The organism is Salegentibacter sp. BLCTC, assembly GCF_015143665.1.
Taxonomy (GTDB): domain Bacteria; phylum Bacteroidota; class Bacteroidia; order Flavobacteriales; family Flavobacteriaceae; genus Salegentibacter; species Salegentibacter maritimus.
On sequence record NZ_WYEW01000007.1, the window covers coordinates 63,695 to 88,552 of the forward strand.

Annotated in this window: 14 protein-coding genes and 1 tRNA gene; 2 read left to right on the forward strand and 13 right to left on the reverse strand. The window is 38.0% G+C overall.

Annotation, left to right across the window (positions count from 1 at the left end):
* Window positions 1-19: 19 nt before the first annotated feature.
* A tRNA-Phe gene (locus GUB10_RS09950) sits at window positions 20-92 on the forward strand.
* A 167-nt stretch (window positions 93-259) separates the two neighbouring features.
* Here GUB10_RS09950 and GUB10_RS09955 read toward each other — a convergent pair.
* Together GUB10_RS09955 and GUB10_RS09960 are read right to left on the reverse strand one after the other, a co-directional pair.
* On the reverse strand, window positions 260-889 hold the full coding sequence (locus GUB10_RS09955) for a copper homeostasis protein CutC (protein ID WP_193711302.1): 630 nt from the start codon (window positions 887-889) through the stop codon (window positions 260-262).
* A gap of 4 nt (window positions 890-893) precedes the next feature.
* On the reverse strand, window positions 894-1,346 hold the full coding sequence (locus tag GUB10_RS09960) for an SRPBCC domain-containing protein (RefSeq protein WP_193711303.1): 453 nt from the start codon (window positions 1,344-1,346) through the stop codon (window positions 894-896).
* Window positions 1,347-1,500: 154 nt separating this feature from the next.
* Here GUB10_RS09960 and GUB10_RS09965 point away from each other — a divergent pair, with 154 nt between their 5' ends.
* Complete coding sequence (locus tag GUB10_RS09965) at window positions 1,501-2,970, forward strand: SLC13 family permease (protein WP_193711304.1); 1,470 nt, start codon at window positions 1,501-1,503, stop codon at window positions 2,968-2,970.
* A 45-nt stretch (window positions 2,971-3,015) separates the two neighbouring features.
* On the opposite strand, the gene GUB10_RS09970 is transcribed toward GUB10_RS09965, so the two are convergent.
* The 11 genes from GUB10_RS09970 to GUB10_RS10020 all read right to left on the reverse strand — a co-directional run bounded on the left by GUB10_RS09970 (window position 3,016) and on the right by GUB10_RS10020 (window position 24,478).
* Window positions 3,016-4,713, reverse strand: coding sequence for a SusD/RagB family nutrient-binding outer membrane lipoprotein (locus tag GUB10_RS09970; protein ID WP_193711305.1), 1,698 nt, complete (start codon window positions 4,711-4,713; stop codon window positions 3,016-3,018).
* A gap of 11 nt (window positions 4,714-4,724) precedes the next feature.
* Window positions 4,725-7,814 carry a SusC/RagA family TonB-linked outer membrane protein gene (locus GUB10_RS09975; protein WP_193711306.1) on the reverse strand — a complete coding sequence of 1,030 codons (3,090 nt, stop codon included), beginning with the start codon at window positions 7,812-7,814 and terminating at the stop codon, window positions 4,725-4,727.
* 197 nt (window positions 7,815-8,011) lie between these two features.
* Window positions 8,012-10,249: a GH92 family glycosyl hydrolase gene (locus GUB10_RS09980; RefSeq protein WP_193711307.1), complete on the reverse strand. Its 2,238-nt coding sequence runs from the start codon at window positions 10,247-10,249 to the stop codon at window positions 8,012-8,014.
* An 8-nt stretch (window positions 10,250-10,257) separates the two neighbouring features.
* Window positions 10,258-12,558 (reverse strand): GH92 family glycosyl hydrolase, encoded by a 2,301-nt coding sequence (locus GUB10_RS09985; RefSeq protein WP_193711308.1) that lies wholly within the window; start codon window positions 12,556-12,558, stop codon window positions 10,258-10,260.
* Window positions 12,559-12,628: 70 nt separating this feature from the next.
* Window positions 12,629-14,956 carry a family 20 glycosylhydrolase gene (locus tag GUB10_RS09990; RefSeq protein WP_227740365.1) on the reverse strand — a complete coding sequence of 776 codons (2,328 nt, stop codon included), beginning with the start codon at window positions 14,954-14,956 and terminating at the stop codon, window positions 12,629-12,631.
* Window positions 14,956-17,190, reverse strand: coding sequence for a GH92 family glycosyl hydrolase (locus GUB10_RS09995; RefSeq protein WP_193711309.1), 2,235 nt, complete (start codon window positions 17,188-17,190; stop codon window positions 14,956-14,958). Before GUB10_RS09995 ends, GUB10_RS09990 begins: the two co-directional genes overlap by 1 nt.
* The gene (locus GUB10_RS10000) at window positions 17,191-18,300 is read right to left on the reverse strand and encodes a putative glycoside hydrolase (protein WP_193711310.1); all 1,110 of its coding nucleotides are present in this window, start codon (window positions 18,298-18,300) and stop codon (window positions 17,191-17,193) included.
* A 1-nt stretch (window position 18,301) separates the two neighbouring features.
* Complete coding sequence (locus GUB10_RS10005; RefSeq protein WP_193711311.1) at window positions 18,302-19,366, reverse strand: carbohydrate-binding family 9-like protein; 1,065 nt, start codon at window positions 19,364-19,366, stop codon at window positions 18,302-18,304.
* A 2-nt stretch (window positions 19,367-19,368) separates the two neighbouring features.
* Entirely contained in the window at window positions 19,369-20,337 is a 969-nt protein-coding gene (locus GUB10_RS10010; protein WP_193711312.1) for a glycoside hydrolase family 130 protein, read from the reverse strand.
* 1 nt (window position 20,338) lies between these two features.
* Window positions 20,339-22,216: a sodium:solute symporter family protein gene (locus GUB10_RS10015; RefSeq protein ID WP_193711313.1), complete on the reverse strand. Its 1,878-nt coding sequence runs from the start codon at window positions 22,214-22,216 to the stop codon at window positions 20,339-20,341.
* 3 nt (window positions 22,217-22,219) lie between these two features.
* On the reverse strand, window positions 22,220-24,478 hold the full coding sequence (locus GUB10_RS10020) for a GH92 family glycosyl hydrolase (RefSeq protein WP_193711314.1): 2,259 nt from the start codon (window positions 24,476-24,478) through the stop codon (window positions 22,220-22,222).
* Window positions 24,479-24,858: the final 380 nt, after the last annotated feature.

Below are 24,858 nucleotides of genomic sequence, written 5' to 3' on the forward strand. Positions count from 1 at the left end.
CCGCTTACAACAAGCAACTGGTGCCTTAGCTCAGTTGGTAGAGCAAAGGACTGAAAATCCTTGTGTCCCTGGTTCGATTCCTGGAGGCACCACCTTAAAAGCCCGATACACTTAGTGTTTTCGGGCTTTTTTAATTTTAGCCTGTTAAAAAAAGGATCAAGAACGGATCAAGAAGGAGGATCAAGAACATTTTCTGGGTTTTTGAGTTTTTAAGCAAATAATTTTTCGAGTCTAAATAAGAAGAACTGGGTATTTCTTATTATTTTTCCAACCCCGGAACAATTCTTTTGCCGTGATAAGCTTTGGCTCCAATTTTTTGATGTAATTCTTCGATATTTCCATCGGTGATTTTTCCTGCACAAATAACCTGCATATCTCCAGCCTCCAGTAGTATATTCTTGAGTTGAGAAAGCCCCTTCATAGCAGTACTTTCTCCGCCTGAAGTTAAAACACCACTAATAAGTCCGGTTTCTCTTAAACACTTCACCGATTCCAAAATATTGCGGGTTTCATCAATAGCTTTATGAAATATACACTTCATAGGCTTTGCTATTATTGCCAATTTTTCAATGGGTTCAATAGCTACCGTTTTATCATTTGCCAGCATGCCCAGTACTACACCCTCTACCCCAATTTCTTTACAAAAAGCAATGTCACTGGCCATTTGTTCAATTTCAGCACTATTATAATTAAAATCACCTCCACGGGGCCTAATCATAACGTGCACCGGTATTTGTAACTGAGACTTGACTAAACCAATCAATTCTCTTGAAGGTGTTAAACCATCCAACTCTAAATTGGCACAAAGTTCAATTCTATTGGCGCCATTTTTTTCTGCAATTATGGCCTGCTCCAAACTCTCTACACAGGCTTCTTTTAAATAAGACATCAATTTATTTTTTTATAAAATCGAAGCTACCTTTTCTTAGATTAATTCCAAATTCCAGGTAAGCTTTTAAACAAGCCAAAAAATTGGCCCAACCCTCGGTATTTCTTCCAAACCATTGAATCCCAAAATCATCGGCTTTTATTGCTCCTTCGGTTATTTTTACCAGCGTATTGGAATTGGAAATCTGGACAAGCCTAATTTCAACCAGAAGGATTTTATCTTTTGCTCCTTCCCATTCAAAAGAGATCAATTCATTGGGAATTAATTTTAACACATTTACAGGGAAGTATTCTTCAAATTCAGGAAATTTCCAGCTAATAGACTTCCCCTCCTCCATCATTCCCGAACCTTCAGCGATAAAATAATGCTTCATATGTTCCGGATCGATAATCGCCTGGTAAATCTTGGCTTTTGGTTTTGCGATTTGTAAAGCGGTTTTAATTTCTAAGATTTTCATAAGTTAAAATTTTTTCGATAATGGAGATTTGTTCCGATAGTACCGGAATAAATCTCCATTATCAAGCACTAAAGTTAAAGAATAGGTTTTAATCAAATAAAGTTTCCATTTTATTAAATTTAATATCTTGGCAGCTCCTTGAGAACCTTATCTAATGAATAAATTTTTAAGAGCCCTTATTTTAATAGCAGGGCCATGGTTATTTTTTATACTTCAAATACTAGGTGCTCCAGAATCTATGCCCCCGGCAGCATTTGATATTCTTTGCATCACCATCTGGATGGCATTATGGTGGGTCACCGAGGTTATCCCAATTTCGGTTACCGCTTTGCTGCCCATTGTCATGTTTCCCCTAACCGGAGCTTTAAATATTGAAACCACAACTGCTGCTTTTGGTCATAAATATGTGTTTTTATACCTGGGCGGGTTTATACTTGCTGTAGCTATAGAAAAATGGGATTTACACCGAAGAATTGCACTGAATATCATTAACCTGATTGGAAGCAAGATAAAATTCATCATTTTAGGCTTTATGATTGCCACTGCATTTCTTTCTATGTGGATATCCAACACCGCAACATCAGTAATGATGCTGCCAATTGGCACCGCAATAATTAGTCAATTAAAAAACAATCCTTTTATCGAGGAAAATGAACCTATGGTTTTTGGCAAAGCCCTTATGTTGGCTATTGCCTATAGTGCATCAATTGGCGGAATTGGAACACTAATTGGAACACCTCCCAATCTGGTTTTTGCTGGAATAGTTGAAGAACTATATAACATTGAGATCAGTTTTCTAAAATGGGCAATGTTGGGGATTCCTATCTCGGTTTTCTTATTGTTTATCTGTTGGAAATACCTCACCAGTTTTGCATTTAAGTTTGATAAAACTGAATTTCCAGGCGGAAAGGCCGAAATTACCAAACTCCTAAAGTCTTTAGGAAAAATAAGCAAACAGGAAAAAAGAGTACTTATTATTTTTGGTTGTACCGCTTTTCTCTGGATCACAAGATCCTTTTTAATTCAGCCCTTTCTACCTTTCATAGATGATACTATAATAGCTATTATTGCTGCGATAGCACTTTTTATCATTCCGTCAGGAAAAGGAACAAAACCTCTATTAAATTGGGATGAAGCGGTAAGAATTCCGTGGGGAATTATTTTACTTTTTGGCGGAGGAATGGCACTGGCAAAAGGTTTTAGTGAAACGGGCCTGGCCACCTGGATAGGCGAACAACTCACCTACCTACAGCATTTACCACTATTTTTGTTGATCTTAATTCTTGTAGCTGCGGTTAATTTTCTTACCGAGGTCACTTCTAACCTTGCTACTACGGCCATGTTACTACCTATTTTAGCGCCTATGGCTTTAGCGATGGAGCTTCATCCTTACTTACTTTTAATAAGTGCCACCCTTGCTGCATCCTGTGCTTTTATGCTTCCTGTTGCTACACCACCAAATGCTGTAGTTTTTGGATCAGGCTATCTAAAAATTCCAGACATGATAAAAACCGGGTTATGGATGAACCTATTTTCTATTTTTCTAATAAGCTTACTCGTGTATTTCTTTTTACCTAGCATTTGGGGGTTTAAAATTAATGAGATACCCGAAATTTTTGCATAAAAAAAGAGGGGTGTCTCCCCTCTTTTCTTTAAATAAATTTTTAGGCTAATCTGCCCACCATAATTCAGTTCCCTGTTCGTCTGGTCCCTGTTCCTGTATAGCTGCTTCAACATTAGCTCCATTTGTATTATATTCCTGGTTACCATATCGCATTCGTTGTGGATACTCCCCGTTTAGGGTTCCTGCCGAATAAATATCGTAATCTGAAACACCATTTGCCAATTGGGCAGGGTAACCTGTATCCCTTACAATTGCCCAGGCTTCAAACCCATCTGTATAAGAAACAATCCACCTTTGAATGGCGATTTTTTCTAAGTTCTCTTCATCGGTTCCGTTTAACAGTGCCATTTCTTCATTAGCAATAAAAGCTTCTATCTCGCTTTCATCAACTCTCCAAACCTTCATAGCCTGTCTTATTCCTTCCTGATAAAGAGCTTGGGCATCACCAGTACCAAAACCTTTTATAATAGCCTCTGCCTGTAAAAAGTTACCTTCGGCAGCAGTAAATACAACCTCGGGGAAAATTTCCTCTCCCTGATTTTTCGGGTTAATAATCCAATCTGCCGGCTCAGAAAACAAGTCGTTTTTAACGTGAGGATAGATTTCAGGATTTAACCTGGAAGGCTGCCCCACGTAATAATCTTCATCATCAGCTACCGTAATGGTAAATTCATCTCCCGAACCAGTTTTCGTATAGTCCACTCCTGCGTTATCAAGTTCATCTAAAATAAACTCAACATGTTTATCAAAAAGACTTGCTCCTGCACCTTCAGCCGGTTTTGTAAAAGTAAACTCTCCTCCCTTAATTGGTTTGGCGTAACGAGACAATCTGGGATCGTTGTTATCTCTTAAATAATCAATAAGAGTTTTTCCAACATTCCATTTGGAACCAATTCCTCCGAAATTATGCCAAATATCGCCATATGCTGCATTTCCAAATTGGTCTATCTCGGTATCTTTTTCCATCAACGCGTTATCCATTTCGGTTGTTAAAAGCGGCGCCTGTAAAGCTTCTGAAATAGCTGTTTCGGCAAAATCTGCACCCGGTGCCCCCTGTGCCCTTAAAGCCATCCTTAATTTTAAGGTATTTGCCATTTTTTTCCATTGTTGCATATCTCCATTAAAAAACAAATCGTTTTCTGCAAGAAACTCGATACCACTCCCTGTTTCGGTTTGATCTCCAATAATGCTCATTGCCTGATCCAGATCGGCTATTACTCCACGGTAAATTTCCGATTGACTATCTAATTTTGGAGTAATTATATCTGGGTCTAATGCTTCTGAATAGGGCACCATTCCAAAAGTATCGGTATACATCTGGTAATAAAGGCCTTTCATTATAAGACCAAGGGCGTAAAAATTCTGATTTTCCAAATCGCCACCTTCACCTACAAAATTTTGATACACACTTAGGTTACTTACATAACCAGCCATCCAATTATAGGTAGCATCGGTATATCCGGCACTATAGTTATAGCCCAATGAGCCAGACCACCAGCAACCGTTAAAACCAAAAGTGAATTGACCTGCATACCTGTCGGCATGAATTAACTGTGCTCTCCAGTAAGGAAACCGGTTGGGCGCATAAAGTTCAATTTGAATCCCGGTAAGAAAGTATTTGGCACTTACCTCGTCAGATCCAAATGCATCGGGTCTTGTATTGATCTCCTCAAAATCGGAACATCCGGCAAGCAAAAAGACCAACAACAAGCTTGTGCTAATTGTTTTTAATATTCTTTTCATAATTATTTTTATTAAAATTTAATATTAATATTTAAACCAAGACTACGAATAGTTGGTGCGTTGTTAAGGGAAATACCCTGGCCTGATAATCCTGTACCTATAGATGCATCGGGGTCTATATCGTCAGCTTCTTTATAGATAAAAAATAAGTTTCTACCAATTACACCTATAGAAGCAGAAGTTAGGCCTACATTATTGATAGTCTCTCCCGGCAACCTATAAGTTAAAGCAAATTCCCGAAACCTAATATTAGTTTGATCGTAAACATAATTTGAAGTAATCCCTGAATAACTTCCCCAATATTGCTGACCGGTAATTTGAATATCATTTTGCTGGCCTGTAGCCTCATTAATGGCATCTACGGTTATCCCTCCATCTCTGTATTGAAGGCTTCTTTCCGATACCCCGGCACCGTCAAGATAAGATGAGGTGGCTGAATAAATCTCTCCGCCAAATCTACCATCTAATAAAAATCTGAAATTCCAGTTTTTATAAGTAAAGGTATTGGTTAAACCACCAATAAAGTCGGGTTGTGCATTCCCCAGCTTTTCTCTTTCCACCGAAGCTATCGGGAAACCCTCTGCATTCACTAATCTTTCTCCGTTTTCATTGGTCTTCCAGGTGGTACCGTATAAATCACCAATTCCGCCACCAACTTCGGCCCTCACAGAAAGACCTCCTAAACTATTTAATACGGTATAATCTAAACCATCAATTAACTCTACAAGTTTGTTATTATTTCTGGACATATTTACAGAAATATCCCATCTAAAGTTTTCATTTTGCACGGGAATACCTCCAAGCATCAATTCAAACCCGTTATTTTTTACCTCTCCAACATTCTCTTTAAAGAAGCTATATCCAGTTGCGAAAGGAACAGGTACATTAAAAATCATATCATTGGTTACGATCTCATAAATTGAAAAATCCCCGTACAACCTGTTTTTAAACATATTAAATTCAACTCCAAATTCAGTAGATTTAACGCTTTCCGGTTTTAGGTCGGGATTTAATTTTACGCTAGGCCCTTCTAAAACAGTTAAGCCTAAATACCCCTGCTGTGGTACACTAAAAGTTTGGTATAATTGGTATACTCCCGTGTCGTTACCTACTTCTGCCCAACTGGCCCTTAGCTTAAGCATATCCAAAAACTCTCTATCCGGATCTATAAAGCGGTTTACCAATAATGAATAACTTACAGAGGGATAGAAGAACGAGCGGTTATCTTCACGTAAAGTTGAAGACCAATCGTTTCTTGCGGTTAAATCTAAATACATAAAATCATCGTAAGAAAAACTAAAAGAACCGTATAATGAGTTAATCTTTTTAATTCCTAACGGAGTATGTGTACTGGTTTGTACGTTTGTATTATTTAAAAATGCCCTTGAAGGTAACCTAAATTGATTTCCGCTAACGCTCATCCCTTCAAAAGTACGTTTAGATAAACTTCCCCCAATATTGGCAACCAGGTTTAGCTTTTCTGTAAGATCTTTATCTGCCGTAAATAGAAAATCGCTATTTATTTCTACATTTTTACGATTACCAAAATTTAAACGACCATCATAAAAAAAGTGATGCCCATAATCCTGAATAATTTCCGTTCTAACATTGGTTACATCACCACCAATTCTAATAAAAGCAGAGAGCCAATCATTAAACTCATAATTCAATTTTGTAAAACCTAAAAACCTATCTCTACGTTCATCATTCGTATCTTGTTGTAGCATCCAATAAGGATTACCCGTACTCTTATTCTGGCCCGCATAACTTATGGCGGCATATTCATCTGGAAATAGTTCTGGATTAGGCCATAAGGAAGGCTTAAACCTTTTAAGATCATCGATAGCTGTATTTCGTGGCATCCTATATACATAAGCCAAAACCCCTTCTGTACCTACATTCACTCTATTCTCAAGTTCCTGAGTAAAATAGGTGGCTTTAGTATCTAAGGTTAACCTATCAGATAGATCTATAAGTCCTCTTAAATTGAAGTTATGGCTTTGAAGTTCAGAATTCGGAATAACCGAGGTTGTTCTATTGTTTGTGTAAGAAAATCTTACACTATGATTTTCTCCCCCCTGATCCATGGAAATAGTGTTTATACTTTTAATCCCATTTTCAAAGAAATCTTCCACGTTATCTGGCTGTGCAGTATAAGCTCTCTGCTCTCCGGTATAGTACAATTGCTGCGAACCATCCAATAATGGCCCCCACGAGCTGGATCCAAAATTATCTAAATCTGAATAAACCGCACCATTGGTCCCCTGTCCATATTCATTTTGCAGATCGGGAAGGAACATAGTTTCTTCAATAGAAATATTAGAATTAATAGATATACCTAAACCAGCACCTCTTGTTCCTTTTTTAGTAGTTATTAATATAACCCCACTGGCGGCCCTGGAACCATAAAGCGCAGCCGCGTTTGGACCTTTAAGTACTGAAATCGATTCTATGTCTGCCGGGTTAATATCTGTAATTCCCCCACCGGTAACCGTGCTATTAAAGATACTTCCTCCAGATTCATTTCCTGAAGCATCAATTGGAATCCCATCTACAACCACCAGCGCCTGGTTATTTCCGGTTAAAGTATTATTACCACGAATAGTAATCCGGGAACCAGAACCTACTCCACTAGCCTGATTAACTACCAAACCGGCTACCTTACCCACTAAGGAGCTGGCAACATTATAGTCTTTTACGGTATTTACTTCTTCCGAATCTAGCTCGGTAACAGCGTAACCCAGAGATTTCTTCTCTCTCGTTAAGCCCAGGGAAGTTACTACCACTTCATCTAAAGCCTCTGTATCCTGAGAAAGCTGTAGATTAATCATAGCCCGCCCATTTACGGAAACCTCCTGTTTAACGTAACCTACCATAGAAAATACTAAGGTAGCATCATCGGTAACCTCCAGGGAATAGTTCCCATCAAAATCTGTAGAGGTTCCGTTATCGGTTCCTTTTTCCAGTACAGTAACTCCCGGTAAAGGCATTCCGTTTTCAGAATCTGTTACTGTTCCTGTTACTGTCTGCTCCTGCGCAATCAAGTTCTGATTAAATGAAAAAAACATTAATCCAAGCAGGAATAATAATTTTTTACCCATGTGTAAAATAGTTTTGGTTAGAATTTCACGTCTTAAAAACGCCTTTCACATATAAATATAACCAAATGTTACAAGAGTGTTAACAATTTTGCTCTTTTTTCGAGAAAAAGCATGTTTAAAACGTTAAAACACTAATTATAACCCAAACTATTTTGAATAAAAAATAAAAAGAATTGTATGTTTTTTAAAATTTTTAATTAATCCTTCGGGCTTATTAAATTAATTTCTTTTGAGTTTAGGAAAGTTTTATGATCTACAAAAAACTCATTCCTTAGAAATTTAGAAGTTTGATTATCTTCTAATGCTTCTTCTGAAGAGTATAGATTAATTATGATTTCTTCATTATCATAATATGTATCGTTAAGATTTATCTTTACCTTTTCAAAAGCCGGCTTGGTAAACGTATAAGCAGGCTCTGCTGGAGTCACAGGATAAAAGCCCATCATAGAATATACCAGCCAGGCACTCATCGTCCCGGTATCATCATTACCTGGAAGCCCAGCGGGTCTGTTTGTATAGTATTCATTGATAAGTTTAGTAACCCTTGATGAAGTTTTAGCTTCACTGTCCTCAATATAATTATAGAGGTAAGGGTAAAGTATATCGGGCTCATTGGCCATATCGTAATGCCCTCCATCAAAAACTTTATCAAGTTTATCTTCAAAAGCAGTAGCCCCACCCATAAGTTTCATTAACCCTTTAATATCGTGTGGTACCATGAACAAATATTGCCAGGCATTACCTTCTATATAGCCTACATTTTTTTCAAAGTTTGCTCCGGCTAACGGGTCAAAAGGCTCATACCATTTTCCATCACTGTATTTTGGCTGTAAAAAGCCTGTTTTTGGATTGTAAAGCTTTTTGTAGGACAAAGATCTGTCTAAAAATGTTTTGTAGTCTTTTTCTTTCCCCAATCTTTTTGCCAATTGCGCAATAGCATAATCGGCTATGTTATATTCCAGTGTTGTTGAAACCGGTCCCGCAACGCCACCATCAACGCCTAAATAACCAAGATCAATATAAGATTTAAGACCGGGCCTCAAAGGATTATTAACTGTATCAAGTGCACTTTTCAACATAGCCTCATAAGCTTTTTCTACATCAAAGTCTGTTAGACCTCTTACGTATGTATCTGCCAACACTACAGCAGCAGGATCTCCTACCATGGTAAACGTCTCAGTTGAGTTTAGTTCCCATTTCGGCAACCATCCATTCTCATCGTACATCTCAAGCATAGAATTCACCATTTGCAGCTGCTCTTCAGGATATAACAAACTCATTAACTGATGATAATTTCTATAGGTATCCCATAATGAAAAAGTGGTATATCTTGTACCCTTGGTTTTACCAATTTTCCCGGTGGATACCTCAGGGTATTCCCCATTAAAATCATTTAAGATATTAGGGTGAATTTGAGTGTGGTATAAAGCCGTATAAAAGATAGTCTTATCATCCTTGCTTCCTCCTTCAACTTCTACAACCTGAAGCTTTTCATTCCAGGCCTCTTTGGTTTTAGCATATACCTCTTCAAAAGTTGAAGCTCCCACCTCATTTTCCAGGTTCTCCCTGGCATTATCTATACTCACATAAGAAACGCCAATTTTAACTTCTACCTCTTGCGCTTCTTTAAAGTTATAGGTCATATAAGCTCCAATACTATCACCTACTACTTCCCGGGTAAACCCTTTTTTAATTCGGGTTTTACCATTGTAGCCCATCCATTGAGCTTCTTCACCTTCATATTTATAAGGAGTTTTCCAGGCACCAAACTCATCAGCAGCTTTTGAAAATTTAGCCACAAAATAAACCGGATAAGCAGCTTCAGCATTATTATAGCAAAAAGAACCTACTGTGCGCATTCCTTCAATCTCATTAGAGGAAACAACACGAAGCATCCCTCCCTGTTCATTCGTAAGCCCTAAACCTAAATTCAATAAAATATTAGATTTTCCTGCCGGAAATGAATATCGGGAAACACCCACTCTTGTACTCGCGGTGGCTTCTGCTTTTACATTATATTTATCAAGATTGGCCGAATAATACCCAGCCTTTGAAACTTCATTTTTGTATGTACTCCCGTATTGTAAATGATTTGTTTGCAACTCCCCTGTTGTAGGCATAGTAATAATCACACCAAGATCGGGACAACCAACTCCGCTTAAATTAACATGAGAAAAGCCTGTTAAAAACCGGTTTTCATTAACGTAAGGATTAGACAGCCATTGGCTATCTTTCTCCAGTGGATTAAGGTCTATTCTTCCGGCAACATTAAAAGGAGAAACACTGGCCATCCCCCTTGGAGCTATGGCTCCGGGATTGGTTGCTCCATAATTAGAAGTTCCTATAAAAGGATTTACATAATCTACCGGGGCTTCTTGTGCGGTTATAAAACCGGAAACTAAAAAAGCCAGTACTGGAAAAATAATATTTTTCATAAATTGAATTAGTTTTTATCTGAACTCATAGAAAAGGGAAACGCTTCTTTAGTAACAGCCCTCTTAGTATTAGGCGTATTGGATAATTCAAACTGAAGTGTCCCCCCTTGCATTAAATCGTTATAATTTAGATAGGTTTTATTCCATTCCTGTCCATTGAGGGACGTCGATTCTATATAAAAGTTCTCTTCAGAATTATGATTAGCTATAATCTCAAACTTCTTACCATTTTCAAGATGTAGGCTTGCTTTATCAAAAAGCGGGCTACCAATTACATATTGATCAGCTCCCGGCGTAACGGGATAAAATCCTAATGAACTAAATACGTACCAGGCCGAAGTTTGTCCGTTATCTTCATCTCCAGGATAACCATCTGGCGTTGGGGCATAGAGTTTAGTTAGTACTTCCCTAATCCTTTGTTGGGTTTTCCAAGGCTGGCCGGCATAGTTATATAGGTAAATCATATGCTGAATAGGTTGATTTCCGTGGGCATAATTCCCCATATTCACTATTTGCATTTCCCTTATTTCGTGAATGGTAAAGCCGTAATAAGAATCGTCGAATTTAGGTGGCATTTCAAACACGGTGTCCAATTTTTGAGTAAATTGCTTCTTCCCACCCATTAGGTCAATAAGCCCTTCAACATCCTGAAACACACTCCAGGTATAATGCAGGCTATTACCTTCTGTAAAAGCATCTCCCCATTTTAAAGGATTAAAAGGCTCCTGAAAAGTTCCATCTTCATTCTTTCCACGCATTAAATTGGTAGAAGGATCAAAAAGTTTTTTATAATTATAAGCTTGCTTATAAAAGCGATCTGCAATCTTTTCTTTGCCCAAATCTTTCGCCATTTCGGCTATAGTCCAATCGGCATAGGCATATTCCAGGGTTCTTGCAGCATTTTCGTGAATATCTACATTGTAGGGCACATAGCCTAATTCATTATAATAATCAACGCCTTCCCTTCCTACAGAAGATACCGGACGCCCCTCCTCGACATTTGCATTTTTAAGTATTGCTTCAAAAAGCACATCAACATCTTCAGGGAAAACATTTCCTTTTAAATAGGCATCTACAATGATGGGGGCCGAATTAGAACCAATCATAACCCCTCTATGTCCCGGGCTGGCCCATTCAGGCAGCCATCCAGATTCTTTATAGGTATTGGCCAAACCGGCCATTATCTTTTTATTCAATTCGGGATACATCATATTAAAAAAAGGAAATACAGCCCTAAAAGTATCCCAGAAGCCATTGTCGGTAAACATATAACCCGGTAAAACTTTTCCGTTATACGGGCTATAATGCACACGCTCTCCCTCTTTATTTATTTCATAAAATCTTCTTGGAAATAACAAAACCCTATACAAGCTTGAATAAAAAGTTTCTATATGGTCTGAATTCCCACCTTCTACTTTTATTCTACCAAGTTCCTGGTTCCATATCTTTTTTGCATTGGCCTTTACTTCCTCAAAATCTTTATCTCCAATTTCAGAATCCAAATTTAGTTGTGCCTGCTCAAGACTAATAAAGGAAGAAGCAACTTTTACATTAACTTCCTCTCCTTTTTTTGTTTTAAAACCAATAATAGCCCCTACATGGTCGGCTTCTGCATTAGTAGAATTTTCCTGAAGCTCCCAATTGTCTTTCCAGGTATGTTTAATTTCAAAATCCTTATCAAATTGAGCTACAAAGTAATTATGAAAATTATCAGGTACACCCCCGTGATTATTTCTGGCGTATCCAATTATTTTACGCTCTTCAGGGATAATCTTTACCATAGATCCTTTATTAAAGGCATCTAATACAATATAAGAACTATCTGAATCTGGAAAAGTAAACTTAAAGTGAGCCGCTCTTTCAGTTGGTGCTACTTCTGTAGTAACATCATAATCGGCTAAATAAACGCTGTAATAATGCGGTTTTGCGGTTTCAGCTTTATGAGAAAACCAGGAAGCCCGTTCTTCTTCTTCATATTTCAAATTTCCGGTTACTGCCATTAAAGAAAAGGCTGCATAATCGTTTAGCCAGGGGCTGGGCTGATGTGTTTGCTTTATTCCGCGAATTTTATAATCATCATATTTATACGCCCAGCCGTCTCCCATTTCAGCCGTTTGGGGTGTCCAGAAATTCATCCCCCAGGGCAGGGCAATAGCCGGATAGGTATTCCCATTAGACAAATCGAAAGTAGAATCGGTTCCCATTAAAGTATTTACAAAATTTACATAAGAGACTTCTCTTTCTTGCGCAAAGGTACTTGCTGTAAAAACAAGTGTAAAAAGCGTACTGAACAATAAACTTACTTTCATTTTAATATTTTTTGATTTAATGCTAAAACATCTATCCAAACGGAACACCTTTATAAACTTAGGCTTACAGCTATTCTACAATTATTTCGTCTAAAAACAACCAGGCTCTACCTTTTCCCGGTAAGCCTTTATAAACATCTACTTTTAACTTAATAAAACTGGCCTCTTGCGGCTCGAAATTGATTTCAAAATCTTTTAAGCCAATAGCGCCATTGATTTTAAAATCTCTGGAAACTTCCCCAATTTTTGTAAAGTTTTCTCCATCTTTAGAAGCAAAAGCAGTGACCTTAACCGGAAAATAAATTCCAGAGCCCTGGTTTTCCATGGCACCAACTTTTAGGTTTTCAATTTTAGTAAGCTCACCCAAGTCTACAGTAGTTTCTACATCTTCTCCTAACCAGCCAAGCCACTGGCCATCGTGGAAGTTCTTGGTAGCTCTAATCACATTAACCGTAGTATTTTCTCCTACCCCGGTATAACTATCGTGATACATAGGCTTATAAGTAACCTCTTTCCCTACGGCTTTATGAAAATGAAAGTTTTTAACCAGGGTATCACCTTTGGGTTTTCCATTTTCAAAAACAGCGGCTCTTAATAAGCTACTGGTATCTACCTGAATAGGCTCGGTATATACTGCAGAAGAAGCATTTAAATTCTTATCGTTTAATGTATATCTAATTTCAGCATCCGGAAACTCGGTATTTAGAGCTATTTCAATAGCACCTGAGTTCGCATCAACTTCACTCTGGGCGGTTACAGAATAAGCACTGGTAGCATAATTAATACCCATAAGGTCGAAACGCTTAAACATTACCTGCATCCTTCTAGAAAAATCTGCCCAATCTTTATCCTCTTCCGGGATCCAAAGTACTTCAGACAATGCTGCCAATCTTGGAAAAAGCATATATTCTGAAAGCTCTGGCGAATCTATAAACTCAGACCATAAGTTTGCCTGGCCACCAAGTACATGTTTTTTCTGGGCCACACTCATGCTATCTACAACCGGATCAAATTCGTAAACCTTGGTTAAGGGGGTAAAACCAGAAAACGCCATAGGTTCTGTATCAAAATCACCCTGATAGAAATTAAAATACACGTGGCTTCCAGGGGTCATAATCACATCATGACCTTGCTCTGAAGCTTCCCAGCCACCTTTAGTACCTCTCCAGCTCATTACAGTAGCACCCGGTGCCAGTCCTCCTTCTAAAATCTCGTCCCAGCCAATCAAAATGCGGTCATGAGAGCTAAGGAAATTTTCCATGCGGCGAATAAAATAACTCTGTAACTCCTCTACATCGGCTAATCCTTCTTCCTTTATTCTACGTTGGCAATCGTCACACTTTTCCCACTCTGTTTTGGTTGCCTCGTCACCTCCCACGTGAATATATTTTGCAGGAAATAATTCCATTACCTCCAACAATACGTTCTCAAGAAATTCAAAGGTCTCGTCTTTACCGGCACAATAGATATCGGTTATAGGCCAAAGTCCACCCGATGGCACAGCAACCGGTTTACCGGTACAGGATAGCTCCGGGTAGGCAGCAATAGCGCTGGTAACATGCGCGGGCATTTCAATTTCGGGAATTACATCTATCCCATGTTTACCGGCATAGGCAACGATTTCCTTAATATCTTCCTGGGTATAAAAACCTCCATAAGTTGCTTGGTCTCCAGGCTTGTTCTCACTACGGGCATCCCAGTGTTTATGCTCCTGGTCTACTCTAAAACCACCTACTTCGGTAAGTTTTGGGTATTTCTTAATCTCAATTCTCCACCCCTGGTCGTCTACCAGGTGCAAATGCAGGGTATTCATTTTTAAGAATGCCAGTCTATCTATAGTTTTGAAAATATATTCTTTCTCAAAAAAATGTCTGGAAACATCTAACATTAACCCACGCCATTCAAATCTGGGCTCATCGCTTATCTCGATTTGAGGAATTTGCCAGTTTATATCGCTTATTTTTTCTTCGCTCTCAATTTCAAGCGGTAACAACTGCCTTATAGTTTCAAGTGCATAAACAAAACCCGAATAAGAAGCAGCCTCAATTACTATTCTCTTATCATTTACATCGAGCTTATAAGCTTCATCATTTAACTCTTTATTTTCTTTAAACTGGATAAAATTAGCTTCCGGTTTTTCTTCAAAGATTTTTAATTCCCAGCCTGCAGCAGCTTCAAACTTCGCACTTAATAATTCTGCAATATCACGTTGATTTTCTCCTTCTAAAACAAAGCCGGTTTCCTTTGTAAAATTAAAACTCCCTTCCTTTAAATTTAATTCTGTAGGCTTGGGAATAAGGCTTAATTCCTCTTCTGAAAAAGTCTTTTGATTGTTCCCCGAACAGGCCGACAAAACTAATACTGTTAAACAAAGTAGGTAGGATAAAGATTTCATCATTAGTAAATTTTATTTGGCTTTGGTGTTTTAATTTTTCTGTTTTTAGATTTTTTCTTTTCGGGTTTATCGGTCATTTTAAAGACTAATTCACCACCTGAGACTATTTCTTTATGAGTTATAAATGCACGATCCAGCTTCTTCCCGTTAAGGTGTACGCTTTTCACATACATATTTTCGGGAGCATAATTTTCTGTTTTTATACTAAACATTTTATTCCCGGGTAAATTTATTTCGGCACTTTCAAAAAGAGGGGCGCCAAGAATATAAGTGCCCTGTGCCGGATTTACGGGATAGAACCCAAGGGAACTAAATATATACCAGGAAGACATTTGTCCACAATCTTCATTTCCACAATGTCCCGCCGGTTCATTTTTATACTGGCTTGTAAGTACTTCCCTTACCCGCTTTTGGGTTTCAGAAGGATTGTCTAAATAATTATATAAATAGGCTACGTGATGGCTGGGCTCATTACCGTGAGCATATTGCCCAATCATACCTGTACTAAATATTGGAAGTTTATCTGTAGCAAGCGGATGATAGGTAAACATAGAATCCAGTTTTTGTTCAAAGCGTTGCTCGCCACCTACTTCTTTTATCAATGCCGGAATATCTTGTGGCACAAACCAAAAATATTGCCAGGCATTACTTTCACTAAAGTACTTTGTATACTCTTTTGCTACAAAATCTTCTACAAATTCCCCTTCTTCAGTTTTAGGCCTAAAAAAACTACTTTGTTCATCGTAAATATTCTTCCAGTATTGGGAACGTTTTAAAAAATATTGATAATCTGCAGTTTTGCCTAAATCTTTTGCAAACATAGCTATGCACCAATCGTCGTAAGCATACTCCAGTGTTTTTGAAACACTCCAATCTTCATTATCTTCACCTGCCGGCACATACCCCAAGTCCCGGTAAACATCAATTTCCCGGTCATTGGCCATAGCACTTGCCTTACAGGCTTTATAAGCCAATTCGGCATCAAATTCAAAACCTTTAAAATAAGCGTCTACCACCACCGGAACGGCGTGATAACCAAGCATCATGTTGGTCTCATTTCCTTGCATAGACCAAACCGGAAGCAAGCCTGTTTCCTGGTAATGAGCTAGCATCGATTCAATAAAATCGGGCACTTTTTCCTGTTGAATTATTGTATAAAGTGGGTGCGCTGCCCGAAACGTATCCCACAAAGAAAAAGTATCGTAACGCTCAAAACCTTTAGCTGTTTCCACCTCGCCATTTGCCCCCTTGTAATTTCCGTTAGGATCACTAAGCAGAGTTGGCGCCAACATAGATTGATACATCATGGTATAAAAAACCGATTTCTGATCTTTATTGGCAGTTGTAATTTTTATTTTTTTCAGCTCACGCTCCCAAATATCATTAGCTTGAGCCCTGTATTTATCAAAACTAAAATGAGGCGCTTCTGTTAGCAGGCTGGCGTATGCCCCTTCAATATTTGCTGAAGAAACACCTGTTTTTAAAACTATTTGTTCTCCTGAAGTAGTTTTATAGTTCAGGATAATCTTGGTATCGGTTCCTGTTATTTGTTCTTGTGAAACCAGGTTGCCATTTTCAAAAAGTTTAAAACTTTTAAATGGTTTAGAGAGCTTCATCACAAAATAAACCCGTTGATCGTTGGCCCATCCGGTAGACTTTCTAAAACCTTCAATAACCGAGTCGTTTACTACTTTAATATGCGTTTCAGTTGGACGGTCCCAATTAAGCGCATAACCCAAATCTACGTGAATTTGGGATAAGGAATCTTTAGGAAAGGTATATCGCTGTATTCCTGTTCGTTTGGTTGCAGTAAGTTCTGCTTTAATGTTGTAATCTAAAAGCTCTACCGAATAATACCCGGGAGAAGCTTCTTCTTTATCATGGCTAAAATGTGAAAAAGGTTTATTATTATTCTCAGGAATTCGTTTAGAAAAACGACTATTGGTGGGCATCACTAAAATATCATAGAGATCGCCTGCACCGGTTCCTGAAAGATGCATATGGGAGAATCCACTAATTATAGAATCCTGATAAAAATAACCAGCAATACGATCCCAGCCTCCAATGCCATTGTCGGGACTTAATTGAACCATCCCGTAAGGAACGGTGGCACCGGGATAGGTATTTCCCGGGCCATCGGTTCCAATAAAAGGGTTTACATATTCTGTTAGCCTATGCTTTTGGGCAATAGCAGAAACAGTAAACAACATTAATAAAAACAAACCTAAATTCTTCATCTACTTACTCGCTTCTTTTATAGCTTTTAATTGCTCTTTGGTAAGTGCATTTCCATCAAAAAACGAAATTCCTTTAGCCCCATTTTCTTTTGCAAGTTTAATGGCTTCAGTAACATCTTCTCCACTCATAGGTGGTAAGTACACTCCTGTGTGCAAGTCGGTATCTTTTCCTTTTAAATCTTCAACCCCTTGTTTTGTGGCATACCCAATCCAGTCTACCTCCTCATTATAGAAGTTATGGTAGATCATTGGTAAAACGGCGTCAATTTCCCATTTGTCCCAACGCTGACGTACCATATGATCTGCCATTTCAGGATAAGGAAAAACGGCTGCAGTTAATTGCTTATTATTGTCGTGTACAATTTTATAAGCATCATTAACCACATCTCTAATTTTGTTTAAGCGGAATTGTTTCCACTCCATATCTATGGCAGGATTTTCAAAGTCCCTTGGATTTTTGTGGTGAATTTCTTCAAATTCAGCAACACAAACATCACAGTAACAAAAATCAAACTCAGGAAGTTCCTCTTCTTGTTCCAAATCGTATTTAGGCAATAAGCCTATTGGTAAAAAGATATCAGAAAATCTTATATAATCAAGGTGCACACTAGCCACACCTTCTACCTTAGACAAACCTTCTACCAGGCCTAATACATGATTTCTTGATTCTTCACGCGTAGGGCACAACCACTGGTAATAATCTACATAAGGTCTGGTATCGTGGGTAGAATTTCCATCTCTACTTACTGTGTACCACTCTGGATTTTGCAATGCTACACTATCTCCGGGACGGTTCATAGCCATAATCCAGGCGTGTACCTCCAGTCCTTCTTCTTTAGCCAAAGGAGTTAAACGCGAAAGCAGCTCAGGATCGGTATTGGTATTAATAAGTACCGCTTCAATTCCATTTTCGCTATATTTTTTAAACTCAGAAGTATAAGAAGAGTCTGCTCTTTTTGGGTCTGCGGTAGTCCATACCCAGAATTTAAAGTCGTCCTGCTTTTCTACAGAAGCAGTATCATCCTGATCCTTTTTTGAAGCTGCCACATTATCCAGGCAGGAAGTAAACCCAAGGGCTATTAAAGCAATTAATAAAAGTTTAGTTTTCATATTATTTAATTTTGGAGGTTAAAATTTTACCATCTTCTCTTATGATATATTGTTTCCCGGTGAAAGGGCTTATTACAGCGATATTCCATCCGGCAAGATGAGTTTCCAGTTTAGGCTGTAAGGTCTCACCATTTAGCTTAATTGGTTTATTTTCAATTTCACTGATGCTTGAAGCCCATTTTTTATTTTTACTGAAATAGTTTTTATGCTTTCGGTAGAGCTTGTAAAGCATCCATTTAACCTTTTCGTCTTCAGGTATTTCAAACTCGTCCTGCTCCCCGGCATTTTTTGAAGAAAAGTATACATAACCCCAATGCTCAGGTTCGTGCATATTGATAACTCCCTGTGGTGACCATACCCAATTATATTCAGGCAAATATTCACCATTTTTATCTTTCTTTCTGGAATATCTACCTTCAGTAAGATCAAAATCCCAATTTACCCGCGAAAAGTTAACCCTCCAGAATTCTTCTTCCGGAATATTATTATGGATATTCGCTTCTTTTAAAACCTCCCAGGGAATGGCAACCTCAACACTCCAATAATCATCTTCGTCTGAGGCATCATTTAAGGTTCCTGAAATATGTACGGCCGATTGCAAGCCCTGAATATCCCAACTATCAACAATGGGTGCCGGTTCACGATAGGGCTTTACTATAAAAAGATCCCACACGGTATTTAAGGCGTTCATTTCAAACTCCATATAATTATGGGTATCTCCATCTGGATCTATAAAAATCTCAAAATCATTATTATAGAAAATCACCGTATCACGTTGTTTTAGTGTTCCCCAGATGTGAGGCTCTTTCATCTTTGCATAGAAGTAGAGGTTATCTTCATCGTACACCATTTTCATATAGGTTTGATATTTTGGCACTTTATCGCCTTCAATATCAATAAAATCCTTACTTCTGGGTGCTTCTTTCCATGAAGCTTCTTCAGCCCTACCATCTATCTCAATCTCATCGATAGTTTTATAAGCTATATAAGATCTTGGCGGATTTTGGGCATAAGCAGAATTTAGGGCAAACACACCAATAATGAATACAAGCAATTTATATTTCATAATTAAAGGCTGTTATTTTTCACATAATCAATAATCTCACTAAGGTGGCCAAAAGCAACCGATGTTACCGTATCTGCAGCACCGTAATAAAGCGCCAATTTATCTTCTTCCTCTGAATGTAAAGCCGCGCAAGGGAAAAGTACATTTGGCACATCGCCCGTTGTTTCATATAGTTCTGCCGGTGCCAGCAAATAAGGTTGAGAGCGATATTTTACTTTATCCGGTTCGTTTTCATCTAAAATAGCAGCCCCCACCGAATATCTAAATCCGTTACAGGTGTTAATTACCCCGTGATAAAAAAGTAACCAACCTTCTTTAGTTAAAATAGGAACAGGCCCCGCACCAATTTTAGTACACTGCCAGGCACTATCTTCAAAAGGGGATACTTTCATAACGCAGCGATGCTCGCCCCAGTATTTCATATCGGGGCTATAGCTAATATAGATATCACCAAAAGGAGTATGTCCATTATCACTTGGACGACTCAACATAGCATATTTCCCATTTATTTTCTTAGGAAACAAAACGCCATTTCGGTTAAATGGAAGGAATGCATTTTCACATTGATAAAACTTTTTAAAATCGAACGTGTATCCAATTCCTATGGTAGGCCCGTGATATCCATTACACCAGGTAATCCAATACCGATCTTCAATAAAAGTAACTCTGGGGTCGTATTTATAATCTGAATCGATCATTTCAGTATTACCAGGATTAAAATCGATGGGTTCATGTTCTATCTCCCAATCGATCCCATTTTTACTGAATCCGGCAAAGATATTCATCTGCACAGCTTTATTATCACATCTAAACACCCCGGCATAACCATCCTCAAATGGGACTACTGCAGAATTAAAAATACTATTAGAACTAGGAATGGCATAACGATCAATAATAGGGTTCTCGTTATATCTCCACATCACTTCCTTAGAATTGCCCGGCCTGTCTTGCCAGGGAATATTATTTTCCATATTAATTTTTATATTTTCTAATTTTATCTAACCATGTAAATTTAAGAATAAGAGAGCTTAAAAGAAAGACTAAAAAGCTTGCTCCCATTTTAGGGTAATCCCTTACCACAAAAAATATTGGCATAAGTATCATCGTAGACTGCCATATTATTCCAACAAGGCAGTTCAACATATCTATCCCAAAATCTTTGTTACCTTTTATTTTTGCATTTTCTGCCTGCAATTCTTTTAGCACCGGTTTCCACAGACCCCATGGTCTCACATTTTTATAAAAACTTTTTAGCGTATCCATACTGGTGGGGGCGGTAAAATAAGTACCCAGGAAAGATCCTAATAGAGAGAATAAAAAGATTGCGGGAAAAAGGTATATGGCCGGAACATGAGCAATTTCATATAAAAAGGAATCGGGAACAAAGTTAGCCTTGTTTTGATCCATAAAAAATTGAGTAGTGGCGATTAACAAGCCAGAAAGCATTCCCCAAAAGTAACCCCAACCATTAAAACGCCACCAAACCCATTTTAAGAAATTGGCAGCCACATAGCCACCATACAGTGCACTGGTAATCCAGAGAGTGATAGAGTTAATAGAATCGGCAAAAAAGCCCATAATAACCCCCAATAGCACCACTAACATAGATGTAATATGACTGGCTTTAATATAGTGACGATCTGTTGCTTTAGGCTTAAAGTATTTTTTATAAATGTCGTTCACAATATAGGCAGGGCCTGCGTTTACAAAAGCAGAAAAGGTAGACATAAATGCCGCCAACAAACCGGCGAGCAACAAACCTTTAACCCCTACCGGCACATGATTATTAATTACTTTTGGTAAAATAACCTCCAAATCATCTCCTGTTATATTACCTGCAGCCGTCATCTCGGGAGCTACATACACCAGGCCTAAAAGTACTACTGCAGCTATTAAAAGATATCTAGGCACAAATAGAACAAGGTTGGTAAAACCACTCATGTATGCAGCTTCCTTTACTGTTCTGGTAGAAAGTATACGTTGCATATCGTAGCTGGGCGTAGGCCCGGCAATACTTGCAAAAAAGCCTTTAAAAAGTGTCATCCCTATAAAAGCCCCAAACATTTTATAACCCTGAGAATCTATAAGAGCATTAAACGGCTCTTTTTTTCCTTCCCAAAAGCCTTGAAGTTCATTACTAATAGAAACACTTTTCCAGGCTTCAGGTATAAGGCTATTCACCTGGGCATCGGTAAAACTCACAAAAGTATATCCAGCCACCAATACACCTGCCAGCACCATGATACCATATTGTAAAACCTCAGTAGTCACCACAGAAAACATCCCTCCTTTTATCGTATATATAGTGGTAAAGAATATTATAAGCAAGGCATAAGACTGCTCAGAATTCAAGAGGTTAAATTCGCCTATATAGAGCGAAAGGTCCCATGGAAGAATTACCGTCATAAATTTACCTACCCCTTCAAAAAAATAGGCAATAAAACCTATAGAAGCGATTACGGCAAAAATAGCAACAATAAGGTGTGAAGCCCTACCAGCTTTATCATCACCAAACCTGGTAAGAATCCATTCAGAACCCGTCATTACCCCAGACCGCCTAATCCAGACTGCCAGAAACATCATCACAAAAATTTGGTTCCAAATGGGCCACATCCACATAAACATATAGCTCTTAACCCCATAAAGAAAAAGAATGCCCACCATCCAGGCAGTACCTGAAACATCAAACATCCCCGAGCCATTGCTTAGCCCTAAGTAATACCATTTAATACTTTTTCCACCCAAAAAATAAGAATCCAGACCTTTAGAAGCCTTTCTTGAAACCCATATTCCAATAAAAATGGTTAGAAAAAGGTAAAGCGCAATAATTAAAACATCTATTAGTCCCATTCCTTAGTCTTTATGCTTAACACCCCAGTCTTTATTGGGTGTACTGCCCATTTCAAACACCAATTCACCACCCTCTAAAAGTGTTTTATGAGAAATAGAAGTTTGGTTGAAATCTTTTCCGTTTAAAGTAGCAGATTGGATATAGATATTTTCTTCGGAAACCTTATTAGCTATAATTTTAAAACTATTTCCGTTCTTTAGTTTAATAGTTGATTTCTCAAAAATCGGACTCCCAATTTCATATTCGGTTGAAACGGGATTAAAAGGATATAAGCCCATAGAACTAAAAACATACCAGGCAGACATTTGTCCCGCGTCTTCATTTCCGCTTAACCCATCGGGTTGTGTACTATACTGGGTTTTTAATATTTCACGAACCCAGAATTGTGTTCGCCAGGGTTGTCCTGCTTTATTAAACAAATAAGCAATATGATGACTGGGCTCGTTCCCGTGTGCATATTGCCCTATTAAACCTGAAATATCTGCCGAGGTATTATCTCCGGTAATTTCAGAACTTTCAGTAAATAATTGCTCTAACTTAGCAGTAAAAGGTTTTGGCCCTCCATGAAGCTCTATTAAATCCTGTGGCTCGTGCAATACAAACCAACTGTGTTGCCAGGCATTACCTTCGGTATAATCTGTATCTACCCTATGGTTGGAGTGTTTGGGATCAAAAGGCGTATTCCACTTTCCTTCTGGAGATTTACCACGCATAAACCCAGTTTCAGGATCAAATAATTCTTTATAGGCCTTAGCCCTTTCTGAAAAATATTCATAATCTTCCTGCTTACCCAAAGCTTCAGCCATTTGCGCCACACACCAATCGTTATAAGCATACTCTAAAGTTTTGGTAACCGATTCGTCCCCTAAATTAAAAGGTATATAACCATATTCCTTCAATTCCTTTAAGTTTCGGTCATCTTGCATCATTGTAGCTTTTAATGCCTCATAGGCCTTTTCAGCATCAAAACCTTTAATACCTTTAAAGTAAGCTTCAGCAATTACAGGAACCGAATGATAACCGGTCATGGTATTTGTTTCGTTTCCATAAAGTGTCCAAACTGGAAGGCTTCCGCTCTCTTCATAATATACCAACATACTATTTATAATATCACTGGTTATATCGGGATTCGTAATAGTCAACAAAGGGTTTTGCGCTCTAAATGTATCCCAAAGCGATAAAGTGGAATATGCAGTAAAATCTTTTTGAACAATACTGTCGTTTTGTAAACGAAATTCCCCGTTTTTATCACTAAAAATAACCGGAGCCAATTTTGTATGGTAAAGTGCCGAATAAAAAATGGTCTTTAAAGAATCTGTAGGAGTTTCTACGGTGATGCCTGAAAGCGCTTTCTCCCAGGTTTGATTCGCCTGTTTTCTGGTATCATTAAAATTGAAATTCGCATCCCCATCCAGATTTTCTTTAGCATTTTCAAGACTTACCGATGAAAGTGCCACTGCCACCTGCAGTTCTTTAGGATCTTTTTCAAAATACAATTGAGCTGAAGTTTTCTTATTGCTCACCTGAGCTGCTGAGGCTGCTTTGCCTCCCGAAAATAATTCAGATTTAATTATTGGAGTCGAAAATTTAGCTACGAAGAATACTTTTTGATTGTTTGCCCAACCAGTACTGTGCCTATAACCACTAATAGTATATTCGTCCTCTACTTTAATAGACGTCTCTGTAGGTTCGTCCCAGTTTATTGCAAAACCCAAATCTATTACTACAGATTTTTCTTCACCTTCCCCGAAAGTATATTTATGATAAGCAGTTCTTTGCGATGCACTAAGTTCTACATTAACATCAAAATCTTCAAGGAATAATTGATAATACCCGGGCGTTGCCGTTTCATCTATATGCGAATATTTAGAAAGGTAAGGAATATCTTCCCTTTCTTTTACCTCTTTTGTAAGATCTATTTTTTCGTTTACCGGCATAAACAAAATATCGGCAAGATCACCAATTCCGGTTCCAGAAAGATGCAAATGACTAAAACCTGCAACCAGAGAGTCTGAATAATGATAACCTGAACACCAGTCCCAACCACTAACCCCATTATCGGGACTTACTTGCACCATACCAAAAGGAGTGCTCGCACCGGGATAAGTATGCCCGTGCCCTCCCGTACCAATAAATGGATCTACGTAAGAAGTTAGCTTTTTAGCGGGTTCTTGAAAATCATTAGTTTTACCATTTTGCTGCTTACAGGAAACCAAAATAAAGGGCAAAACAAAAAAGAAAAAAGAAAATTTTTTAAACATTTTTTTATTTAAATTATGCTGCATTAAAAAAAATACAGGTAGATATTTCATAAATATTTATATATTCAGCATCCCAAAAAATAATATTAGACAAACAACATTTAAAAAAAGCCGAATAGCTAAAATCTATCTTTTTCCATTCTATGCCATTACGAAAACGTTTTAAGAAAGAGTTTTTTTTAAATGAAAATTGGGAGTATAAAATCGACCCAATTCATCATATAATATTTTGGCTTGTCTACTTTATATTTAACACTTTAAGATGGGGCAGTTACTATGGCGACTACCTTTATTCCCTTAAAACAAATTCGCTGGGATTCCCTATACATATCATTTTATGTTATTTTACTATTTACCTACTCATCCCTAAATTTATTTAT

What these genes read in the sequence shown, in the direction of transcription:
- GUB10_RS09955 (WP_193711302.1), bottom strand. Translation starts at nt 889, where the DNA reads ATGTCTTATTTAAAAGAAGCCTGTGTAGAGAGTTTGGAGCAGGCCATA.
- GUB10_RS09960 (WP_193711303.1), bottom strand. Translation starts at nt 1,346, where the DNA reads ATGAAAATCTTAGAAATTAAAACCGCTTTACAAATCGCAAAACCAAAA.
- GUB10_RS09965 (WP_193711304.1), top strand. Translation starts at nt 1,501, where the DNA reads ATGAATAAATTTTTAAGAGCCCTTATTTTAATAGCAGGGCCATGGTTA.
- GUB10_RS09970 (WP_193711305.1), bottom strand. Translation starts at nt 4,713, where the DNA reads ATGAAAAGAATATTAAAAACAATTAGCACAAGCTTGTTGTTGGTCTTT.
- GUB10_RS09975 (WP_193711306.1), bottom strand. Translation starts at nt 7,814, where the DNA reads ATGGGTAAAAAATTATTATTCCTGCTTGGATTAATGTTTTTTTCATTT.
- GUB10_RS09980 (WP_193711307.1), bottom strand. Translation starts at nt 10,249, where the DNA reads ATGAAAAATATTATTTTTCCAGTACTGGCTTTTTTAGTTTCCGGTTTT.
- GUB10_RS09985 (WP_193711308.1), bottom strand. Translation starts at nt 12,558, where the DNA reads ATGAAAGTAAGTTTATTGTTCAGTACGCTTTTTACACTTGTTTTTACA.
- GUB10_RS09990 (WP_227740365.1), bottom strand. Translation starts at nt 14,956, where the DNA reads ATGATGAAATCTTTATCCTACCTACTTTGTTTAACAGTATTAGTTTTG.
- GUB10_RS09995 (WP_193711309.1), bottom strand. Translation starts at nt 17,190, where the DNA reads ATGAAGAATTTAGGTTTGTTTTTATTAATGTTGTTTACTGTTTCTGCT.
- GUB10_RS10000 (WP_193711310.1), bottom strand. Translation starts at nt 18,300, where the DNA reads ATGAAAACTAAACTTTTATTAATTGCTTTAATAGCCCTTGGGTTTACT.
- GUB10_RS10005 (WP_193711311.1), bottom strand. Translation starts at nt 19,366, where the DNA reads ATGAAATATAAATTGCTTGTATTCATTATTGGTGTGTTTGCCCTAAAT.
- GUB10_RS10010 (WP_193711312.1), bottom strand. Translation starts at nt 20,337, where the DNA reads ATGGAAAATAATATTCCCTGGCAAGACAGGCCGGGCAATTCTAAGGAA.
- GUB10_RS10015 (WP_193711313.1), bottom strand. Translation starts at nt 22,216, where the DNA reads ATGGGACTAATAGATGTTTTAATTATTGCGCTTTACCTTTTTCTAACC.
- GUB10_RS10020 (WP_193711314.1), bottom strand. Translation starts at nt 24,478, where the DNA reads ATGTTTAAAAAATTTTCTTTTTTCTTTTTTGTTTTGCCCTTTATTTTG.